This window comes from Sulfitobacter sp. HNIBRBA3233 (assembly GCF_040149665.1).
Lineage (GTDB): Bacteria > Pseudomonadota > Alphaproteobacteria > Rhodobacterales > Rhodobacteraceae > Sulfitobacter > Sulfitobacter marinivivus.
Genome location: NZ_JBEFLP010000001.1, coordinates 2,110,533 through 2,130,983, shown reverse-complemented (window position 1 = coordinate 2,130,983; position 20,451 = coordinate 2,110,533). Strand labels below are relative to the sequence as shown.

The 20,451-nt window shown below is 62.6% G+C and carries 19 protein-coding genes; 6 read left to right on the top strand and 13 right to left on the bottom strand.

From position 1 onward, the window contains the following. From ABMC89_RS10485 to ABMC89_RS10465, 5 genes are read right to left on the bottom strand one after another with little or no spacing between them, the layout of a single operon-like run. A complete protein-coding gene (locus ABMC89_RS10485) occupies nucleotides 1-786 on the bottom strand; it encodes an alpha/beta fold hydrolase (protein ID WP_349567877.1) in 786 nt (261 codons plus the stop codon). Beyond that, entirely contained in the window at nucleotides 773-1,768 is a 996-nt protein-coding gene (locus ABMC89_RS10480; protein ID WP_349567876.1) for a P1 family peptidase, read from the bottom strand. Before ABMC89_RS10480 ends, ABMC89_RS10485 begins: the two co-directional genes overlap by 14 nt. A 34-nt stretch (nucleotides 1,769-1,802) precedes the next feature. Then, a complete protein-coding gene (locus tag ABMC89_RS10475) occupies nucleotides 1,803-3,401 on the bottom strand; it encodes an ABC transporter ATP-binding protein (RefSeq protein WP_349567875.1) in 1,599 nt (532 codons plus the stop codon). Then, nucleotides 3,398-4,213: an ABC transporter permease gene (locus ABMC89_RS10470; RefSeq protein WP_349567874.1), complete on the bottom strand. Its 816-nt coding sequence runs from the start codon at nucleotides 4,211-4,213 to the stop codon at nucleotides 3,398-3,400. Before ABMC89_RS10470 ends, ABMC89_RS10475 begins: the two co-directional genes overlap by 4 nt. Then, nucleotides 4,210-5,157 carry an ABC transporter permease gene (locus ABMC89_RS10465; RefSeq protein WP_349567873.1) on the bottom strand — a complete coding sequence of 316 codons (948 nt, stop codon included), beginning with the start codon at nucleotides 5,155-5,157 and terminating at the stop codon, nucleotides 4,210-4,212. The genes ABMC89_RS10470 and ABMC89_RS10465 overlap by 4 nt, the downstream gene beginning before the upstream one ends. Before the next feature lie 195 nt (nucleotides 5,158-5,352). On the opposite strand from ABMC89_RS10465, the gene ABMC89_RS10460 reads away from it, so the two are divergent. Both ABMC89_RS10460 and ABMC89_RS10455 read left to right on the top strand, forming a co-directional pair. After that, on the top strand, nucleotides 5,353-5,790 hold the full coding sequence (locus ABMC89_RS10460) for an HdeA/HdeB family chaperone (protein ID WP_349567872.1): 438 nt from the start codon (nucleotides 5,353-5,355) through the stop codon (nucleotides 5,788-5,790). A gap of 196 nt (nucleotides 5,791-5,986) precedes the next feature. Next, nucleotides 5,987-7,141 (top strand): acetoin utilization protein AcuC, encoded by a 1,155-nt coding sequence (locus ABMC89_RS10455; RefSeq protein WP_349567871.1) that lies wholly within the window; start codon nucleotides 5,987-5,989, stop codon nucleotides 7,139-7,141. Between the two features lie 57 nt (nucleotides 7,142-7,198). Here the strand turns inward: ABMC89_RS10455 and ABMC89_RS10450 are convergent, their stop codons facing one another. After that, nucleotides 7,199-8,677, bottom strand: coding sequence for an ABC transporter substrate-binding protein (locus tag ABMC89_RS10450; RefSeq protein ID WP_349567870.1), 1,479 nt, complete (start codon nucleotides 8,675-8,677; stop codon nucleotides 7,199-7,201). A 124-nt stretch (nucleotides 8,678-8,801) separates the two neighbouring features. Between ABMC89_RS10450 and ABMC89_RS10445 the strand changes: the two genes are divergently transcribed. Then, a complete protein-coding gene (locus ABMC89_RS10445) occupies nucleotides 8,802-10,043 on the top strand; it encodes an Hsp70 family protein (protein ID WP_349567869.1) in 1,242 nt (413 codons plus the stop codon). On the opposite strand, the gene ABMC89_RS10440 is transcribed toward ABMC89_RS10445, so the two are convergent. From ABMC89_RS10440 to ABMC89_RS10430, 3 genes are all read right to left on the bottom strand, one after another. Further along, on the bottom strand, nucleotides 10,040-13,114 hold the full coding sequence (locus ABMC89_RS10440) for an efflux RND transporter permease subunit (protein ID WP_349567868.1): 3,075 nt from the start codon (nucleotides 13,112-13,114) through the stop codon (nucleotides 10,040-10,042). The two genes, ABMC89_RS10445 and ABMC89_RS10440, sit on opposite strands and share 4 nt — an antisense overlap. After that, on the bottom strand, nucleotides 13,111-14,199 hold the full coding sequence (locus tag ABMC89_RS10435; protein WP_349567867.1) for an efflux RND transporter periplasmic adaptor subunit: 1,089 nt from the start codon (nucleotides 14,197-14,199) through the stop codon (nucleotides 13,111-13,113). The genes ABMC89_RS10440 and ABMC89_RS10435 overlap by 4 nt, the downstream gene beginning before the upstream one ends. Before the next feature lie 243 nt (nucleotides 14,200-14,442). Continuing rightward, nucleotides 14,443-15,723 (bottom strand): acetylornithine deacetylase/succinyl-diaminopimelate desuccinylase family protein, encoded by a 1,281-nt coding sequence (locus ABMC89_RS10430; RefSeq protein ID WP_349567866.1) that lies wholly within the window; start codon nucleotides 15,721-15,723, stop codon nucleotides 14,443-14,445. A 152-nt stretch (nucleotides 15,724-15,875) separates the two neighbouring features. Here ABMC89_RS10430 and ABMC89_RS10425 point away from each other — a divergent pair, with 152 nt between their 5' ends. Both ABMC89_RS10425 and ABMC89_RS10420 read left to right on the top strand, forming a co-directional pair. Beyond that, entirely contained in the window at nucleotides 15,876-16,718 is an 843-nt protein-coding gene (locus ABMC89_RS10425; protein WP_349567865.1) for a formate/nitrite transporter family protein, read from the top strand. 16 nt (nucleotides 16,719-16,734) lie between these two features. Then, nucleotides 16,735-17,673, top strand: a complete 939-nt coding sequence (locus ABMC89_RS10420) for a YihY/virulence factor BrkB family protein (protein ID WP_349567864.1) — start codon at nucleotides 16,735-16,737, stop codon at nucleotides 17,671-17,673. A gap of 3 nt (nucleotides 17,674-17,676) precedes the next feature. On the opposite strand, the gene ABMC89_RS10415 is transcribed toward ABMC89_RS10420, so the two are convergent. Next, entirely contained in the window at nucleotides 17,677-18,405 is a 729-nt protein-coding gene (locus tag ABMC89_RS10415; RefSeq protein WP_349567863.1) for a Crp/Fnr family transcriptional regulator, read from the bottom strand. 68 nt (nucleotides 18,406-18,473) lie between these two features. On the opposite strand from ABMC89_RS10415, the gene ABMC89_RS10410 reads away from it, so the two are divergent. Further along, complete coding sequence (locus ABMC89_RS10410; protein ID WP_349567862.1) at nucleotides 18,474-18,854, top strand: hypothetical protein; 381 nt, start codon at nucleotides 18,474-18,476, stop codon at nucleotides 18,852-18,854. Here the strand turns inward: ABMC89_RS10410 and ABMC89_RS10405 are convergent. The 3 genes from ABMC89_RS10405 to ABMC89_RS10395 form a co-directional block, all read right to left on the bottom strand. Next, nucleotides 18,808-19,164, bottom strand: coding sequence for a hypothetical protein (locus ABMC89_RS10405; RefSeq protein ID WP_349567861.1), 357 nt, complete (start codon nucleotides 19,162-19,164; stop codon nucleotides 18,808-18,810). The two genes, ABMC89_RS10410 and ABMC89_RS10405, sit on opposite strands and share 47 nt — an antisense overlap. A gap of 1 nt (nucleotide 19,165) precedes the next feature. Then, nucleotides 19,166-19,495: an ElaB/YgaM/YqjD family protein gene (locus tag ABMC89_RS10400; protein WP_349567860.1), complete on the bottom strand. Its 330-nt coding sequence runs from the start codon at nucleotides 19,493-19,495 to the stop codon at nucleotides 19,166-19,168. Nucleotides 19,496-19,628: 133 nt separating this feature from the next. Then, a complete protein-coding gene (locus ABMC89_RS10395) occupies nucleotides 19,629-20,438 on the bottom strand; it encodes a response regulator (protein WP_349567859.1) in 810 nt (269 codons plus the stop codon). Nucleotides 20,439-20,451 lie beyond the last annotated feature (13 nt).

The window sequence follows — 20,451 nt, the reverse complement described above, 5'->3', positions numbered from 1 at the left end:
CTAAAGGGTATCGGTGAAGGTCTTGAGGTGTGCCGCCACGGCCTCGGGCTGGTCCCAGTGAACCGAATGGCCGGCCCCTTCGATCACATGCGTTGTCACATCGCCAAGTGTGCCTTGCGCAAGCTCTGCCGGGACCAGCAGATCATCGGCGCCCAGAAGGGCCTGCATCGGGCAGGCAATATCCGACAGCGCATCGGGCCTATACCCATCCAGCGCGGCCAATTGATGGGCCATGGCGGCAGCGCTTTGCGCGTAGGGATAGGCAAGCGCCGCTGCGGTCGCCTGAGCAATGGCGCCCTTCGTTTCGTAGATGGCAGGCGCAAAAAGCCATGGGTAGAGGGCGTGCAGCCATGTTGCCGGCGCGGCATTGCTCTGGCGGATGGCAAGCAGGGTCTTGAACAGCTGCACGTTACGCTCAAGCCGTAGGGGGGCGGCGGCGGCCAGCGTCAGGGACTGCACGGTTTCGGGAAAGCTTTTGGCCATGCGCATCCCGATCATTCCGCCCATCGAGTGGCCCAGCACATGCGCGCGCCCGAGGCTCAGCCGGTCCACCAGCGCCGCACAGTCCAGTGCGAACTTGTCGATGGACGCCTCGGCGTTCCAGGGCGTCGTGCGACCGGTTGTGCGGTTGTCGGGGCGGATGACCCTGAAATGTGGCTCCAGCAGGGGCAGCAGCGGTGCCCAGCTCACGCTGTCGCTCATCATGCCGGCAATCAGCATCAGGGGCGGGCCGTCCCCCGATACTTCGTAGTGCAGGGCAATATGGTCGTGCTCAAGGGTCGGCATTGGCGGTACTCCAGCAAGGTAGCAGATCGCCTTTCATAGGGGTCGCGGCATGAACGGCGCGGGCGATTGCCCGTGCAAGACATAGGGCTGCGGCGTGCCCTGTCAGGGTCACATCCGCCGGACCGCGTGCATCCGTCGACAAGGCAAAGACCAGATCACCGTCGTGCGGCGTGTGGGCGGGCACGCAGGCACGCGCGATCCCGTCGTGCGCGGCGGTCGCCACTCGGTGGCACTGTGACTTGGTCAGGGTGGCATCTGTGGCGACGATGGCGATGGTGGTGTTCGCGCGGGGCGCCCGCGCACCGGCCTTGCGGCTTTCCATGCTCCGGCCCAGCCCCGTGGCCGGATCGGGGCCCAGCCCGCCGAATTCCGCGTCAATCTCGAACGGGGCGGCATAGAAATGCCGGTCGCCCGGTGTCGTCACCGCCCCGACGGGGTTGGCGGCCACCAGTGCGGCGACGGTACTGCCGTCGGGCAGCACCAGTGATGCAGACCCCAGTCCGCCTTTGAGCATTGCCGTCAGCGCCCCTGTGCCCGCGCCCGCTGTTCCGATTTCGAAGCGGTCTCCGGCGGCATCGAAGGCCGCCCGCCCGAGGGCGCGATAGGGGTTTTCCAGCCAGTCCTTCTGGCCCCCGTTCAACAGGTCGAAAATGATCGCTCCGGGCACCAGCGGGATCACGGCATCGGCCACGCGAAACCCGCGCCCCTTGGCGCGCAACCCGTCGACAACCCCCGAACAGGCATCAAGCCCGTAGGCCGACCCGCCCGCCAGCACAAGCGCATCTACCGCCGCGACGGATTTGTCGGGCGCCAGCAGATCGGTCTCGCGGGTGCCAGGCGCACCGCCCATGACGGCGACCGAAGTGGTAAAGGGCGCATCGCCGGTCACCACCGTGACGCCGGATTTCAGCGCATGGTCTTCGGCGTTACCGACACGAAGCCCCGCAATGTCCGAAAGGCTGTTGGTGGGACCAGGGATCATGGTTTTCTCCGGATAGGGTGTGCTGCGGCAACCGTCATGACGGGTGCTCTGCGAAGCGCGGCAGGGTCGGTGCCGCATTGACAAGCTGTCGGGTGTAGGGGTGCGCGGGGGCGGTGAATATCTGTTCTGTCGGCCCCTGTTCGACGATCTTTCCGGCCTGCATCACCAGCGCACGGTCGGTGATGGTGCGCACGACCGACAGGTCATGGGAGATGAACAGATAGCTCAGTGAATATTCCTCGCAGAGTGTGACCAGCAGATCGAGGATCTGTGCCCGCACGGAAACGTCGAGCGCGCTAACCGCTTCGTCAAAGAGGATCAGATCCGGCTTGATGATCAGGGCGCGGGCAATGGCGATCCGCTGGCGCTGGCCGCCCGAAAATTCGTGGATGTACTTGTCTGCGTCCGCGGGGGTCAGGCCAACGGCGGTCAAGGCCTCGTCGATGGCGCGCTTGCGGGCCGCGCCGGTGGGCGGATCGCGCAGCAGGTGAAACGGTTCGGTGATCTGTCGCGCGACACGGTGGCGGGGGTTGAAGCTTCCGAAGGGGTCCTGAAATACCACCTGCATCCGGCGGCGCACCGCAAGATTGGGCTTGTTGCCCGTAAACACCGGCTCACCGCCCAGCGTGATCGTACCCGCTTGCACCTGCTCCAGCCCGAGCAGTGCCCGGGTCAGTGTCGATTTTCCGCATCCGCTTTCACCGACCAGTCCCAGACGCTCTCCGCGGTTGAGCGTGAAGCTGACGTCGTCCACCGCCCGAAACCGTCCCGGTTTGCCGAACAGGGTCTTGCGCGGGGTGCTGTAATCACGGCAGACGCCGCGCACGTCCAGCAACGGCGTATTCGCGCCCGCGTCAGGCAGGGTGACCGCATGGGCTGACGCGGCAAAAAGCATCTTGGTATAGGGGTGCTGCATCTTTTGCAGCAGGTGCTGCGTGCGCCCCTGTTCGACAATCTCGCCCCTGCGCATGACGACGATGCGGTCGGCCATGCCCGCGACGACCGCAAGGTCGTGGGTGATCATCATCAGACCCATTCCATCCTCGCGTGCCAGCCGTGCCAGCAGATCGAGGATCTGCGCCTGCGTGGTCACATCGAGCGCGGTGGTGGGTTCATCCGCGATCAGCAGCCGCGGGCGCAGCGCGATCGCCATGGCGATCACGACACGCTGGCGCTGGCCGCCGGACAATTCGTGCGGGAAACGCGACAGCGGGAAACGATCCTGCGGCAGGCCCACCCGTTGAAGGGTTTCTGCCGCGCGCCGCATTGCTTCGGCGCGGGGGGCGGCGCCATGGATCAGAATGGTCTCGGCCACCTGATCGCCGATGCTGCGGACGGGGTTGAGCGCGGTCATCGGTTCCTGAAACACCATGCCGATGTCGTTGCCGCGGATGTCGCAGAGTGCTGCCTCGCCCAGCGTCGTCAGATCGTTGCCCGCCAGTGTGATCGACCCGCGCGTCACGGTTCCCTGCGGCAGCAGTTGCATGGCGGCAAGCGCTGTCATCGACTTGCCCGATCCGCTTTCACCGGTGATCGCGACGATCTCGCCCTCGTCGATGTCGAGCGATACATCGCGCAGGATCTCGTAGCTGTGGATCGACAGATCGAGGTTGCGGATCGACAGAAGCGTCATGTGCGCACCACCCTCAGTCTCGGGTCCAGCAGATCGCGCAGACCGTCGCCCATCAGGTTCAACCCCAGTACCGTCAGGATGATCGCGAAGCCGGGCATCAGGGCCATATGCGGCGCAATGGAGACCATAGTCTGCGCGTCCGCCAGCATCCGGCCCCAGCTCGGCGTCGGAGGCTGCGCCCCGAGGCCGACATAGCTCAGCCCCGCTTCGGCGAGGATGCCGAGAGAGAACTGGATGGTGCCCTGCACGATCAGCAGGTTGGCCACATTGGGCAGGATATGTTCGACCGAAATGCGTGCGGCGGATTTTCCCGCGACCCGTGCGGCCATGATGAACTCCCTCTCCCAGAGCGATAGGGCTGCCCCGCGGGTGATCCGGGCGAAGACGGGAATGTTGAAGATCCCGATGGCGATGATGGCGTTGATCGCGCCGGCGCCGAATACGGCTGTGATCAGGATCGCGATCACGAGGCTGGGAAAGGCAAAGACCAGATCGTTGCCCCGCATGATCACCTCGTCCAGAAGGGTGCCGCGCCGGGACGCGGCCCAGAGGCCCAGCGGCACGCCCAGACCCATCCCGATGCCGACAGCGATCAGGGCTACGGCGATGGAGGTCCGTGCGCCGACCATGATCAGGCTCAGGATATCGCGCCCGAAGTGATCTGTGCCGAGCAGATGCGTCCAGCCCGGCGGTTGCAGGCGGGCGGGGATATCCATGCCGGTATAGCTGAACGGCGTCCATACGAACGAAACCAGTGCCGCCACGATGAACAGCGCTGACAGCGCGCCACCGATTGCCAGGTTGCGGTTCATGTGCGCGACCTCAGCCGGGGATCGACGGCCGCATAGGCCAGATCGACCGCGAAGTTCACAAAGATCACCGCAAACACCAGAAGCATCGTCACCGATTCCACCACGATAAGATCCCGCGCCGAGATTGACTGGAAAATCAGGCGCCCGAGACCCGGCAGGTAGAAGACCTGCTCGATGATGATGCCACCGGCCAGCAGGAAAGAGAACTGGAGCCCGATGATGGTCAGCACGGGGATCAGCGCGTTGCGCAGCCCGTGTCGCCAGAGCGCCTGCCGCGCGGTCAGACCTTTGGCGCGGGCGGTGCGCATGAAATCTTCTCCCAGCACGTCAAGCAGCGAGGATCGCATCACCCGCGCAAGGATCGCGGCCTGAGGCAGCGCCAGTGCCACAGCAGGCAGTGTGAGCGATTTCAGGCCGGGCAGCAGGCCGTCGTCCCACCCCGCAAAGCCGCCCGCCGAGAACCAGCGCAGATTGATCGCAAACAGCAGCACCAGCATCATGGCGAACCAGAAGTTCGGGATCGCCACGCCCAGTTGCGTCGCGGCCATCACGCCCATGTCGCCCGCGCGACCGCGCCGTGCGGCGGCATAGATGCCCGCGGGAAACGCGATGAGCGTCGAAAGCGTCAGCGCGTAGAGTGCCAGCGGCAGCGACACCCAGAGCCTTTGCGCCACCATATCGGCGACCGGTGTCCGGTAGGTATAGGAGGTGCCAAAATCCCCGACCAGCATTCCCGAGACCCACGTCAGGTAGCGTTCGACCTTGGTTGTATCGAGGCCCAGTTCGCTGCGCAGCGCCGCAAGCGTTTCGGGCTGTGCATTCATCCCCAGCATGAAGGACGCCGGATCACCCGGCGCGATTTCGATCGCTGCGAAGATCACCAGAGACGCCACAGCAAGGCTAAGGATCAGGGAGAGTGTTCTTTTGAGAATGTAGCGCACCATTGCAATGGACCGTATTGGCAGACGGCAGGCTGGTCCAGTGTTGCTAACGCGGCGCGAGTCACAAAACGCTTAGGTAACTGTCTGGTTCCCTGCGAGAATTAATAATTAATTTGGGAACATTACCGGGTTTTCTGCGGTTCTATTACCAACATCGACGCGCCTTTCTGGCGCATAGTAATCAGTGAGGAAATGACCATGAATACATTTTTCAAAACAGCCGCCGCCGCAACAATCGCAATGTCCACAGCCGTACCTGCCTTTGCAGCCGCGCACATGGATCTGAACTCCATGACCTGTGAGATGTACAACGAATTGTCCGGCGCGGACCGTGACAAGGTCGCGATGATGGCCATTGCAGAAACAACCGACATGACCCCCGGCACAGTCGCCGATAACAACGGTGTCCCGACAGCGACCGACGCGGCCGAATCCGTGAAGGAAGAAGAAAGCCCTGCCGGTGAGAACACAACCAGCGCCGACAACAACGGTGAAGCGACCGCGACCTCGACCGTTGCAGCCGGTGATGACATCACCCGCTACGCCGAAGAAATCCGCGTACTGAACCGCACATGCTCGCGCAACTGGGACGCGATGGTGCTGGAAGCAGCAGCCGGTCAAAGCGGCACACGCTAATAGTCTTTGTTGACTTTTGAGCAAAACGGGCACCTTCGGGTGCCCGTTCTTGTTTCGGGGAACGAATGGCCTCCAGCAACGTTAGGTCGTAGAGGCAGCACAAGCTGTCCGTGAGCCGGCTTTATGACGCTGGCGGTGTAGTTTCGATCTTCGGATCTGTAACGAGTTCTGCGGGCGCCTTCGGGCGTCCGTTTTCATGTGCGGCCTGTCTTTTGGCTGGCGGACGGCTAGATATCGCTGCGTGCAGCAACCGCTTTTCATAGGTCACGAGATTTTTCGCCACTCAAGCTACGGCGGGTGGCATCCCTTGCGGGTCCCGCGTGTGTCGACCGTGATGGATCTGGCGCGGGCGATGGGCTGGCTTTACCCCGCGCAGTTCATCACATCCCCGAGGGCCAAGCCGAAAGCACTGCATGCATGGCACGACCCTGACTATGTCGCGGCCCTGCAAAGGGTAGAGGCGACGCAGACGGCACACCCCCAAGACCGCGAGGCCTTCGGCATCGGCACTGTCACGAACCCCGTGTTCCCGGAAATCTTCCGCCGTCCTGCCACTGCGGCAGGCGGATCGATCCTGGCTGGTGAATTACTGGGGCAGGGCGGGACGATCTACAATCCCGCGGGCGGCACACATCACGGGATGCCAGCGCGGGCCAACGGCTTTTGCTATCTGAACGATCCGGTGCTGGCGATGCTGTCCCTGCGCCACCACGGGGTCCGGCGGATTGCCTATATCGACATCGACGCGCACCACTGCGACGGCGTGGCCGAAGGCTTCGCGGGCGATGGCGAGTGCCTGATGATCTCGGTCCACGAGGAGGGGCTCTGGCCCCGCACCGGGCCGCTGACCGACGATGCGGGCGGTTCGGCCGTGAACCTGCCCGTGCCGCGCGGCCTCAATGACAGCGAAATGGCCTATATCCGCGAAACGCTCATCCTGCCGAAGGTCGAGGCCTTTGCGCCCGATGCAATCGTGTTCCTGTGTGGTGCGGACGCGGTCGAGGATGACCCGCTGGCGCATCTGTCGCTCAGCAACAACGCGCATTGGGATATCCTGCGCGGCTTGATGGCGCTGGGCGCGCCGCGGCTGCTGGTTCTCGGCGGCGGCGGGTACAACCCGTGGACGGTGGGGCGTCTGTGGGCCGGTGTCTGGGCAGTGCTGAACGGATACGATCCCGCGACGCCGCTGTCGCCGGAGGCGAAACAGGTGCTGCGCGCCCTGACTTTCGAAGGCAACAGGCGCGGCCGCAATCCGCCGGAACACTGGTTCTCGACGCTGCGTGATCCGCCCCGCGAGGGCGCGATCCGCGACGAGATCATCGAGCGCGTGCAGTATCTTGTAGACCGCTAGGGGCGGGCAGCGGCCCAAACGAAAAGCCCCGCCAAAAGGCGGGGCTTTGGGTGTGACTTATTCGGACCAGCTGACCCCTGTCAGGTCGTTGGCCTGCGTGGGCGCGTTGGCCCACAGGCCCTGCAATCCAGATTTGGCGACCGACAGCGCGGCAAGCTGGAACAGGTAGCCGTTCACATAGTCATCCGCGATGATGCGCTGCGCTTCTCCCAGCATCTCGGTCCGCGCGTCAGGATCGGTGGTTGCGTTGAGCTTGTTCATCAGCTCCTGAAACGCCGGATTATCGTACTGGAAGTAGTAATCGGGGTTCGCGTAGATGCCGATATCCATCGGCTCGGTATGGCTGACGATGGTCAGGCCGAAGTTCTTGCCGTTGAATACGGACTCGAGCCACTGCGCCCATTCGACATTGGTGATTTCGGCCTTGATCCCGACTTCGGCAAGCTGTGCCGCGATGATCTCTCCGCCGCGGCGGGCGTAGGACGGGGGCGGCAGGAAGAGGGTTGTCTCGAACCCGTCGCCCAGACCCGCCTCTTCCAGAAGCGCGATCGCCTTCTCGGGGTCATAGGCGCTTTGTGCTGTCAGATCCACGTAGGCGGGATTGTGGGGCGCGAAATGTGTCCCGATGGGCGTGCCGTAGCCGAACATCGCACCGTCGATGATTGCCTGACGGTCGATGGCATGGGCCAGCGCCTGCCGGACGCGCACGTCATCGAAGGGCGCCTGCTTGTTGTTGGTCGACAGGATCGTCTCGCCCTCGGTCGAGCCGACAAGCACCTGAAAGCGCGGATCCGCCTCGAACTGGGGCAGGTTTTCGGGTGCGGGAAAGCCCGAGAAGACATCGATATCTTCCGCCATCATCGCCGAGAACGCGGCAGTGGGGTCGGAGATGAACTTGAACGTGGCCGAGGCCAGCTTGGCCGGTTCGCCCCAGTAGCCGTCGTAGCGGCTGATCTCGATGCTGTCGCCCTGTGTCCAGCTGTCGAACTTGAACGCGCCGGTGCCGATGGGCTGTTGCTTGATGTTCTCGATGCTTTCGGGCGCAACGATAACGGCATCACCCCAGGCAAGGTTGAACAACATCATGCCGTTGGGTTCGCTGAGCTTCACCTCGACCGTGGCGGGGTCGATGACATTGACCTCAGCAATCGACGCATACAGCGCCTTCTGCGCGTTCGCGCTGTCTTCTGCGAGAATGCGGTCGAGGGTGAATTTCACGTCGTCGGCATCCATCGTGGTGCCGTCGTGAAACGTGACGCCCTCTTGCAGGGTGAAGGTATAGGTCAGCCCGTCTTCGCTGATCTCCCAGCTTTTGGCGAGCCCCGGTACAATCGCCCCATCCGAGGTGAAGCGTGTGAGCCCTTCGAACACGTTCGAATAAAGCACCGAGTCGATCGCACCGGCGGCGGCGCTCGTTGGATCGAGGTGCGGCGGCTCAAGCTGCATCGCCAAGGTGATATCGTCCTTGGCGGCAGCGCCTGTCGCCAGAAGCGCCGTGGTGCTGACACCCATGAGAAGGCTGCGAAGGTGAAACATGAGAGACTCCCTGTCTTGTTATAGCTCAAAGCGTAGGCGAGCGGCTCTCCCATGGCTAGATGTAACCTTGCGACCCCTTCAAGCTTGAGGTAGCTGCGCGGCTTCGCGGAGCGGAGGGTGAAGGATGCAGCGACTGGCAGTTGATTTCGGAACGTCGAACTCGGCGGCGGCATTCTGGCGCGATGGAGCGGTCCAGAGGATTGCGCTGGAGCCCGGCGGCGATACCCTGCCCACGGCCGTTTTCTTCGATTTCACCGCCAAGCAGATGCTAATCGGCACGCCGGCCGGCGAGGCGCTGCTTGCGGGGGACGAGGGACGCTATATGCGTGCGCTCAAAAGCCTGCTGGGATCGCCGCTGATGCGCGAGCGGCGCAATCTGCTGGGTGAACGACTGGATTTCATCGATATTGTCGCGCGGTTTCTCAAACGGTTGAAATCCGCGTCGGAGGCTGCGGCGGGCACGTCCTTTGACGCGGTGCTGTCGGGGCGGCCCGTCGGGTTCCATCCCGACCCCGCCCGTGATGCGCAGGCCCTTGCCGACCTGCAGGAGGCCTATGGCCGTGCGGGCTTTGGCGATGTGTCCTTCATGTATGAACCCGAAGCCGCCGCCTGGGCAAACAGCGCGTCGCTGTCGGCGGATGCCCTGGGCCTCGTGGTTGATATCGGGGGCGGCACGTCCGATTTCACGCTGTTCAGAACGGAGGGGGACGGGATCGACATCCTGGCCAGCCACGGGATCCGCGTGGGCGGCACCGATTTCGACCGCGCGCTGAGCCTCGATCTGGTGATGCCGCTTCTGGGTCGGGGCGGGCAGGTGCGCCACGCGTTCGGAGACAAGACGCATATAGCGCCTGCGGCGATCTTCAACGATCTGGCGAACTGGGCCAAGATCCCCTTTCTTTACAATCCGGACACCCGCCGACTGGCAAAGGATCTGGCGCGGAACGGGGCCGAGGGCGCGGGGTTCGACCGGCTTCTCGGCGTGCTTGAGGATGAACTGGGCCACGATGTCGCCTTTGCGGTCGAGGCGGGAAAGATCGCGGCAAACGCTGCGGGCGAAGGCCGGATCGATCTTGCCGAAGTCGAACGCGGTCTGGCCGTTCCGGTCACCTTCTCGATGGTGTCTGATACGCTCGATGCGCTGACGGCGCAGATCGGCGAGGCCGCGCTTGAAACACTGGCGGGTGCAGGCAAGACACCGGATGCCGTGGGCCACGTCATATTCGTCGGAGGGTCCAGCCTGATGGGAACGGTCCAGACTGCAATATCGCGCGTACTGCCCGCAGCGCAGGTTCACCGCGGCGCGGCGCTGACCGCGATCGTCGACGGGCTGGCGATCGCAACAGGGAGCGCGGAATCGCCCTAGGCGGTCTGGGCGCCCTCCGCCGTTTCGGAATCTTTTGCGTCGGTCTGCGGATCGCGCTGCATCAGATCATACAGAACCGGCGTCAGAAACAGTGTCAGGATGGACGCGGCCATGAAGCCGCCGATGATCACGATACCGATGGAGAACCTGCTCGCCGCGCCCGCGCCGCTGGACAGAACCAGCGGAACCGCACCCAGAACGGTGGACATCACCGTCATCAGGATCGGGCGCAGGCGGACGGTCGATGCTTCGATGATGGCCTCGCGCACGGAGTGGCCCTCTTCGCGCAGCTGGTTGGCGAATTCGACGATCAGGATCCCGTTTTTCGCCATCAGCCCGATCAGCATGACCATGCCCACCTGCGTGTAGATGTTTATCGCCTCGCCCAAGGCAAGCAGGGTCAGCAGCGCACCCGCCACGGCAAGAGGAACCGACAGCAGGATCACGACCGGCTGAATGAAGCTTTCGAACTGCGCGGCAAGCACCAGAAACACCACCAGAAGCGCCAGCGCGAAAGTGGTCACGATCCCGCCCGAAGTCTCCTGGAAGCTTTCGGCCTGACCGCTGTAGGCAATCTGCATCTGCGACGGCATTTCGTCCGCGATCGCCTCGACCGTTGCTATGGCCGATCCCAGATCGACCCCTTCGGCCAGCGATGCGCTGATTTCGACCGACGGCTGGCGGTTGAAGCGGTTATAGGCCCGCACCGATGCGCGCCGCTCCACGGTGACCAGACCGTCGAGAGGCACAAGTTCGCCGCTGCTGGTGCGCACGTTCAGGCCCCGCAGGTTTTCGGTGCTGATCCGCCGCTCGTCGGGGGCTTGCAGGATCACCGGGTACTGGCGGTCGCGAGAGATAAACTCGGTGACTTCGGCAGAGACAAAGAAGGTGCGCACGGCATCCGAAATCGCCCGGGTGTCGACGCCGATATCGCGGGCCAGATCGCGGTTCACCCCGATGTCATAGCCGGGGGTATTGATTTCATAGGCCCGTCTGACCCCGACGATATCGGGTGTTTCGCGCAACCGGCGTTCCATTTCGGCAGAGAATTCGGCGGCTTCTTCGAAGCTGGGCGCCGTGACGATCAGCTCGAGCCCCGAGCTGCCGCCCGCGCCCAGACCCGATGGTGCAAAGCTGCGAACGCTGGCGCGGGTGATCTTGGCAAATTCAGGTCGCAAGGCGTTCACGACATCGCGGGAGCCCATGTCGCGGGCGTCCCAGTCCGACAGGATCGCCACGACAAAGGCGCGCCCGGTCTCGCCGTATTGGCCGACGATCGAAATCACATCCTCTACCGTGCCGTCCTCGCGGTAGGGCGCGATCAGGTCTTCGACCTCGCTCACGGCGCGGTCCGTCAGACCCAGCGCGGATCCCGCAGGGGACTGGATCGAGACGAAAAAGATCCCGCGGTCCTCGTTCGGGGTCAACTGGGACGGCAGGTTCTGGTATAGCGTCCACGACATGCCCGTCAGTGCAGCCGCGATACCCAGCACCACCACCGGCGCTGCGATGGCGCGTTTCAGCAGGCTGCGGTAGCCCGATGAGGTCTTGTCCGTGACCGTCTTGACCGCGCGGGCGAAGCGCGAGTTGTTCATGTCTTTCTTCAGCACGAAGCTCGCGACAACCGGGCAGAGCGTCAGGGCAACGAAGGTCGACAGCGCGACCGCGATTGCAAGGGTGATCCCGAATTCGCGGAACAGCTTGCCGATCTCGCCTTCGAGAAACGACAGCGGTACGAACACGGCGATCAGGGTGGCAGAGGTTGATACAACAGCGAAGAAAACCTGATTGGCACCGTTTCGGGCCGCCTCTTTCGGGTCACAGCCATTCTCCACGCGGCGCTCGATGTTTTCGAGCACGACAATCGCGTCGTCCACCACAAGCCCGATTGCGAGGATAAGTGCGAAGAGCGTGAGGATATTGATCGAAAAGCCCGCCATCGCGATCCCGGCGCAGGCCCCGATCAGCGCGATGGGGATGGTGATGGCAGGTATGATCGTCGCGCGGATCGACGTCAGAAAGATGTAGATCACGGCGATGACGATCCCCACCGAAATCAGCAGCGTCGTGAGAACCTCGCGGATCGACGCACTGATGAAATCCGCATCGTCCGAGGTAACCTGAAGCGATGTTCCGCCGGGCAGCTGGGACTGGATGTTCGCGACTTCGGCGTTGACCGCGCTGGAAATCGACAGGGTATTGGCAGAGGACTGGCGTAGCACGCCGAGCCCGATCGCCGTCTGACCATTCGAGCGGAACGCGCTGTTGTCCGTTTCGGTCCCGATGGAGATGCGCGCGACATCGCCCAGCGTCACGCGCCCGTTCCCGTCGTTGGCAATGATAAGGTCTTCGAACTCTTCCACGGTGGACAGCCGTGTTTCGGTGCGCAGCAGATAGGTGCGCGATGCGCTTTCGATCTGACCGGCGGGCAGTTCAAGATTATTGTTGCGCAGGGCGGCGGCGATTTCATTTGCCGTCACCCCCCGCGCGGCCATCGCCGGCGGGTCCAGCCAGACGCGCATGGCATAGGGCCTTTCGCCGTAGATCTGCACGGCGGCCACCCCTTCGAGCGTCTCGAGGCGGTCCACGATGAAACGGTCGGCGTAGTCGGTCAATTCCGGTGCGGCCATGTTGTCAGAGGTCATGGTCATCCACAGGATCGGGTCGCCCTGACTGTCGTTCTTGGCGACCTGGGGCTCTTCCGCCTCGGCGGGAAGCTCGCCGCGGACGGACTGGACAGCGGCGCGGATGTCGGACGCGGCCTGGTCGATGTCGCGACCCTGCCGGAAGGTGATAACAGTGCGCAGACCGCCAAGTTCGGATTCGGTCGATATCCGGTCAATGCCCGACACGGTCGAGATTGCACCCTCGATGACCGAGGCGAGTTCGCTGTCCACAACGCCGGGCCCCGCCCCGATGTAGGGTACCGATACCGTGACCTGCGCCGTGGTGGTGTTCGGCAGTTCGCGCACGGGCATGCGCATCAGCGCGCCGACGCCGATCACCACGATCAGGATCGACATCACAGTCGCAAGGACCGGGCGGCGGACGGAAAGGTCTGAAAGCGTCACTCCGCGGCCCCCTGATCAAAGCTCTCGTCGATTTCGACCGCCGCCCCGTCGCTGAGGTTGTCCCATCCCGCGACGACCACGCGGTCGTCCTTGGCAAGGCTGCCACTTACGGCGGTCAGCTCCCCGACCGAAACGCCGGGTGTGATTTCGGTTCGGCGCGCCGTGCCGTCGACGACGGTGAACACATAGCTGGTCAGACCCTCGCTGATGATTGCGTCGTCCGGTATGGCCAGCCCCTCGCTTTCACCCAGTATCACGCGGGCATCGGCGAACATTCCGCCGACCAGCTTGCCATCGCTATTGTCGATCTCGGCCCGCACGACGAAGCTGCGGGTGTTCAGATCGATCTGCGGTGCGCGGGCGGTGACAGACCCGCTGAAGGTTCGCGACGCGAAGGCGGGGGTCGTGATCTCGACAGGCTGGCCCGGCGCGACCTGATCGTAATAGCGTTCTGGCAGGCCCACCTCGACTTCCATCACCGACAGATCGGACAGACGCGTCACGGGCGTATCGCCGGACAGGAACGCCCCCGGTTCAACATCGATCAAGCCGATCGTGCCGTCGAAGGGGGCCACCAGTCGGCGGTCGTCGAGCTCCGCTTCGGCCCGCATTACGGCGGCTTCGGCGCGCTGGAACCGCGCGCGCGCCTGTTCAAGGCGGGCTTCGGCGGTGGTGTTGCTTTCGGCCAGTTCCTCGAAACGGCGCAGGTCCTGCCGCGCTTCTTCGAGGGTCGCATTCGCATCGTTCAGGGCGGCGCGTTCGGCGCGGTCGTCCATCTGCACGATCAGATCGCCCGCCGATACCTCCTGCACCGATACAACGGGCACCTGCGTGACGCGCCCAGATGCGGACGGAACCATGTCTACCGTGCGGATCGCCATCAAGGTGCCCACGCCACGCACCGCATCCGCGATCTGCCGTTCCTGCGGTGTGGCCAGACCGACCCGGACCGCCTGCGACTGCCCCTGCCGGTTCTGCGCGGCATCGCTGCGTGAGGACAGAAAGTATTCAGTGCCGAAAAGCCCGGCCAACGCAAAGAATGCGACGACAAGAGACCCTGCCAGAACCTTGAAAAACGCTTTCATCCTAATCCCCTTCTAAAAGGCGGTCGCATGGTTTGTGGTGCAACCCCGATCGTTTCGGGCCAGCGCACGAGCGGCCGACTGTCCCGCCTGATCTCGGCGATATATTGCTAGGAAGACGTAGAGCGCGGGCTTCTTGTTCCCAACAAGAAGCCGGATTCGGGTGCGGCAAATGGTCCAGCGCTGCGCAAACTGCCGGTTTGCGACATGCGGACGGAATGCTGGATCAACGATCCGGGCGGCGGCTCAGGCGTCGCCCAGCAGCAGGGTTTCCAGTGCGGCACCCATGACGCAAGCGCTCTCCAGCATGTCCTGAACGCCGATCCATTCGTCGGGCTTGTGCGCCAGTTCCAGCACGCCGGGACCGTAAGCGATGCAATTCTTCAGCTTGCCGATCCGGTCGATATGCTTCTGGTCATAGGTGCCGGGGGAGGCCACGTATTGCGGCATGACACCCATCACGGTCTCGATTGCCGCCGCGACAGTTCGCACAACCGGTGCCTCGCGGTCGGTCATCGACGGCAGCACGCTGTTCAGCTCGGTAATCTCATACTCGAAATCGGCGCGGGTGCCCTTCAGCCCTTCCAGAAGGGCAGTCACCTCTCCCCGGACCTGATCGAGCGGTTCCTCCACCAGAAAGCGGCGGTCGATGGTGATCCGGCAACTGTCGGGGACACAATGGGCGGGCAGGCCGTCGAACCCTTCTTCGTTCTCGGGCTGGCCGCCGTGGATCGAGTTTATGTTCATGGTCGAGCTGCGTGCGCCTTCCGGCACAACGGGCATGTCCGTTGTGCGCGCGGCCATGGCCGGGAACAGCTTGGTTTCGAACTCTTGCAGGACCGCGCCCATGTGGCGCACGGCGCAGTCGCCCAGAAACGGCATCGAGCCATGGGCGATTTCGCCTTTGGTTTCGATTTCCGCCCACCAGCCGCCGCGGTGCCCCAGACAAATTCGATCCTTGTTCAGAGGTTCGGGGATGATCACGTGGTGCACGCGGTCGGGATTGAAATGGCCGTGTTCGGCCAGATAGGCCACACCGCCATAGCCGCCGGATTCTTCGTCCGCCGTGCCGGAAATCTCGATCGCGCCGGTGAAATCGGGGTGGGTTTCGATGAAAGCTTCGGCCGCGATGATAGATGCGGCGAGCCCGCCTTTCATGTCGCAGGCACCGCGCCCGTAAATCTTGCCATCGCGCAGTTCACCGCCGAAGGGATCGGTCGTCCAGCCCTTGCCGGCCTCGACCACATCGGTGTGACTGTTGAAATGCACGCATTCGCCGGCGCGTTTCCCCTCGCGCCGCGCGATGATGTTCCAGCGCGGATATTTCTCGCTGTCGCCGGGAGTGCCGGTGGCGCGGATCAGTTGTGTCTCGAACCCGTGATCGGACAGGCGACGGTCCAGATATTCGCAGATGACGCGGTAATCGCGCCCCGGCGGGTTCAGCGTCGGAATACGGATCAGATCCTGTGTCAGAGCGATCAGATCATCCCGCTTGGCAAGAATGGCATTGGAAAGCTTCGTTGGCATGGCGGGTCCTTCGGGCAAATCGCTTCTCGGATTATTGGCAATATTGCGTGTTCTGGGTCCTATGCCTAGGCAAATGCGCCGCGAACCTCAGTCTCGCCTTGATTTTAGTCCGCGATGCGCTTGTTTAAAGCTGTCATTAGAGAGTGCAGCCCATGAACACACCCCTCCATACGCCTCACCAGAAGGAAGAGGAAGAAGCCGACCAGAAGTCGGTTCAGGACGCGTTGGCCCTGTCGCCCAAGCTGATCTACGAGGTCATCCGCCGCGAAGGCGAAGAAGAACTGGCACGCACGAAGCGTTCGCTTTTCTGGTCGGGGATCGCCGCGGGCATTCTCATCAGCCTCTCGGTTCTGGGCGAGGCTGCATTCCGCACCTATCTGCCGGATCAGCCGCACAGCTACCTGATCGAAAACCTCGGCTACAGTCTCGGGTTTCTTGCCGTGATCATGGGGCGGATGCAGCTTTTCACCGAGAACACGATCACGACCGTGCTGCCGATCATGCGGTCGCGCAAATGGTTCGATTTCGTCTGTATGATGCGTCTTTGGGGGATCGTTCTGGGGGCAAACGTCATCGGGGCCTTCGCAGCCGCGATCCTGTTCGTCTGGACACCGGCGATCCCGGCCGAAATCATGGTCGCCGTGTTCAGCCTGTCCGAGCATGCCACGGGAATGGGCGCATCCGACAGTTTCTGGCGGGCAATCCCCGCGGGCGTGATCGTCGCCCTGATCGTCTGGATGCTGCCGCAGGCCGCCGAAGCCGGATTTTTCATCATCCTTACGTTTACGTGGATGATCGCGGCGGGTGATTTCACCCATATCGTCGCAGGATCGGTCGAAATGGCGGTCCTGATGGTCGAGGGCGAACTGGGTCTCTACGATGCGATGTTCGGCTTCTTCATCCCCGTTCTGGCGGGCAACATCATCGGCGGGACGATCATCTTTACCCTTGTGGCCTGGGGACAGGTGCGAGACGACGTGGAAGAGGAAACCTGAAAGGCTGGATACCCCTATGGCTGCCAAAACACAGCAATCTTCGCTGAGTCTGTTCTGGACGGCACTCAAGGGCGGGTTCTCGCAGATCGGTGAAACGAACCTTGCGCTATTGTCGGCGGGGGTGGGATTCTTCGCGATGCTGTCACTGTTTCCGGCACTGGCCGCAATGATCGCGCTCATGAGCTTGATCGCGGATCCGGCCGTGGTAATGACGCAGCTCGAGGAAATGCGGACCTTTCTGCCATCGGACGTCTATGACATCTTTCAGGCGCAGATCGTCAGCCTCGTGACAACCAGCCCCGACACGCTGGGCGTGGCGAGTGCGATCTCGATCCTCGTGGCGCTCTGGTCGGCGCGCGCCGGTGTGGCGGCGATGATGACGGGTTTGAACGCGGTGCACGGCGAAAAGAACCGTACCACGACGTCGCATTACATCCGTGCCATCCTGCTGACGCTGGCACTGATGGGGGTCGCCATCGTGTCGCTGCTGACGCTGGTTGTGGCACCGGTGATCCTTGCCTTTTTTCCGCTGGGCTGGCTTGGAACCCTTCTGGTCGAATTGCTGCGGTGGAGCATCGCGATCGTGGTGCTGCTGATCGGGGTGTTGTTGCTGTACCGGTATGGTCCCAACCGTGACAGGGGCATGCGCAGGTCAACCCGCCCCGGTGCCGTGACCGCCGTGGTCAGCTGGGCCTTCGTGTCTATCGGGTTCAGCTATTACGTGGCGAATTTCGGCAATTACAATCAGGTCTACGGATCGATCGGCGCCGTCATCGCGATGCTGGTCTGGATGTGGATCAGCAGCTTCCTGGTCCTGCTGGGCGCCGTCGTGAATGCACAGGTCGAGAAAGTGGTCTACGGCGTCAATCTGGCCGACCCTGTATCCCCGTTCGAGGAAGTCGCCCCGACGCCGGAGGAGATCGCCGACGAAACTCCCGGAACGGCGCTGCCGTAAGGGTCAGATAAAGGGCCGCTTGCGGGCAGGGCGCAACTCGGTCACAGCGACATCCGCAAGCGCCTGAAGATCGTTGATCTGCAAGGAGCGGTCGGACCATGACGCCAGTTGTCTGTCCTTCAGCTTGCCAAGCGTCTTATTTGTATGGACCAGCGACAGGCCGAGCGCATCTGCCACATCGCGCTGGGTGTAGGGCAGTTCCATAGTGTTGTTGTGAACCATGCCAAGCGCGGAACCACGCTGGAATATCTTTACCATCGCCCAGGCAATCGCCTGCAAGGCCGAGCGCTGCCCGATCGTGGCGAGGGTTTCACCGAGAAAATGTTCCTCCATCGCCGCAAGCCACGTCAGGTCAAATGCGCGCTCGGGGTGGTTTTTGAAAAAGGTATAGAATTCCGAGCGGTTGAAGACACACAGGCGCATCTGCGTGCGGGCCTCGACGGAATGGCCCATCTCGCCCAGCAATCCGGCCTGAAGTCCGATGAAATCGCCCGGAAAGACAAAATTGATGACCTGCTTTTCGCCGGTCGCAAGATGTCTTTCGCGAATGCCCATGCCCGAAAGCGCTGTAAACAACTGCGGTGCGTTCGATCCCTGCATCAGGATCGGCGTACCCGGATCGACGGCGAGCTCCCCGACCTTGAACTTCTGCATGTAATCAATGGCTTCCTTCGACAATTTCTGGAAGCTGTCCTTGCGGTTCAAGGGGCAGTACTTGCAAAGTGTCGTCATCGAAAAACCTGCCTAGTCGTATGTCAAAGTTAATAGCGGTGGGTCTTGCCTGCCTCTAATCAGCAATCATGACGCAAGCTCAGACTGACGCAACATTTCTTATCATCGAACGCGACCCGATTGTTCGGATGGATATTCAGGAAACCATCCTGAACAATTTTCCCGGGCAGATGATCCTTGTGGTGGCGAGCCTCGAGGATATTGCACGCGCTTTCGAATACACGCGCGGGCCGCGGATCGTGATCGCGTCGCAGGCGCCCAAGGTGTTCTTCGAACATATCGAGAGCCTCGATATCACGGCGCCGACCGGTGCGGTGCTCATCAGCGACCATCTGGTCGATGATGTCGATGTCACGCTGCCGGTCACGATCGTTCCAAAGCCGTTCAGCTCGGAACATCTGGTCAGCGCTTTGAGGACCGCGTGCGAGACCCTGCAGTCATCCCGGTAACGAAGGCCAGAATGATCTGTTCAATGCTCATCGCCTTTTGCCTGGCTGACGAGTGTGAATTGCGGATGCGTTCATTCCGGCGGCGGATCGCCACGATGGCGAAGCCGATCAGTGCGGCGCCGAAGAAAACGCTGCCCATGATCAATGCCGCGTTCAGCGCTGTTGTCACGCTGATCAGGAATATCCAGCCCGCTGCGGTCCAGAATCCCAGACCCACGAACAGCAAAATGCCGGCCCCGAGCCCGATGGCTGCGGAACCGGCTGCGTGGGACGCGCGGTGCGAGGCGTGTGCCAGCAATCTGTCGAGCATGTTATCGACGCGATGTCATGATCATGCCGACCAGAAAGCCGACGCCGGCGGCGATGCCGAGCGCGGTCGCGGGCTGCTTGTGGATGAAATCCTCGGCCTGCATTTGCGCTTCAAGCGCCTTGTCGCGGCCGGCACGGCCATACTCTTCGGCTTTGGCGCGGGCAGCGTGTGCCGCTTCGCTGGTTTTGGAGGTGCCGTAGTCAGAAAGGCTCTTTGTCAGTTCGGCAATGTCAGCCTTCAGTCCCTTGACCTGATCGGCGAGGTCATCGACCGACACGTTGCTGTTTGACGGGCTGTTGAGCGGTGTTGTCGTTGCGCTTGTCTTGGACATGGAGATCCCTCCTGATTGATTTTCTTACCCTCTCAACGCCGGTGCGGACCGATGGTTCCAGAAGGCCGCGGAGATGGCATGCCAAATCCCGCCGGAGGGGCGGGATTTGATCTGTGTCACAGAGGATGGAACGTCAGGCGTGCAACGTTTCCGTGGAAGAGAAGAACATCGCCTGGCTGACCGCCGAAATCACCTGATCTTCCGTGTAGGGTTTCGATATCAGGAACGCCGGTTCGGGTTTGTCGCCCGTCAGCAGCCGTTCGGGGAAGGCCGTGATGAAGATGACCGGCCGCACGCCCAGCTCCGCAAGAATATCGTTCACGGCGTCGATGCCGGAAGAGTTATCGAGAAGCTGGATATCGGCAAGAATCAGGTCGGGCGCATCGGCGCGGGCGAGTTCGACCGCCTCGTCGCGCGTCCGTGCGATGCCGGTGATGCGGTGACCCATGTCTGCCACGATGGATTCGATGTCCATCGCGATGATGGCCTCGTCCTCGATGATCATCACGGAACCCTTGACGCTATCGGCCATTTCCTGACGCGCGATATCGACCAGTTCTTCCGCTTCGCCCGGCTCGACACCGATGATGGTCGAGATCTCGGCGTAGTTGAAACCTTCGATCGTATACAGCAGCAAGGCCTCGCGGCTGTGATTGGTCAGTTTCGACAGATGCTTCTGCGCCTTGGCGCGTGCGCCGGATTCGCCTTCTTCGACCGGTGCGCCGGCGCTGGCCCAGATACCGTAAAGAACGCGGAACAAACCGGTCTTCACATCAGTTCCATCCAGAACAGACCGATCCGCCAGAATGGCTTCGAGAGCCGCCGACGCGAAAGTGTCTCCGCTGGACTGGCTTCCGGTAAGGGCACGGGCGTAACGGCGAAGATAGGGAATGTGGAGACCCAGTTGTTCACTTACGCTGGGGGAGGTTGCTTCGTCGCTCATGCGCGCAAATCCT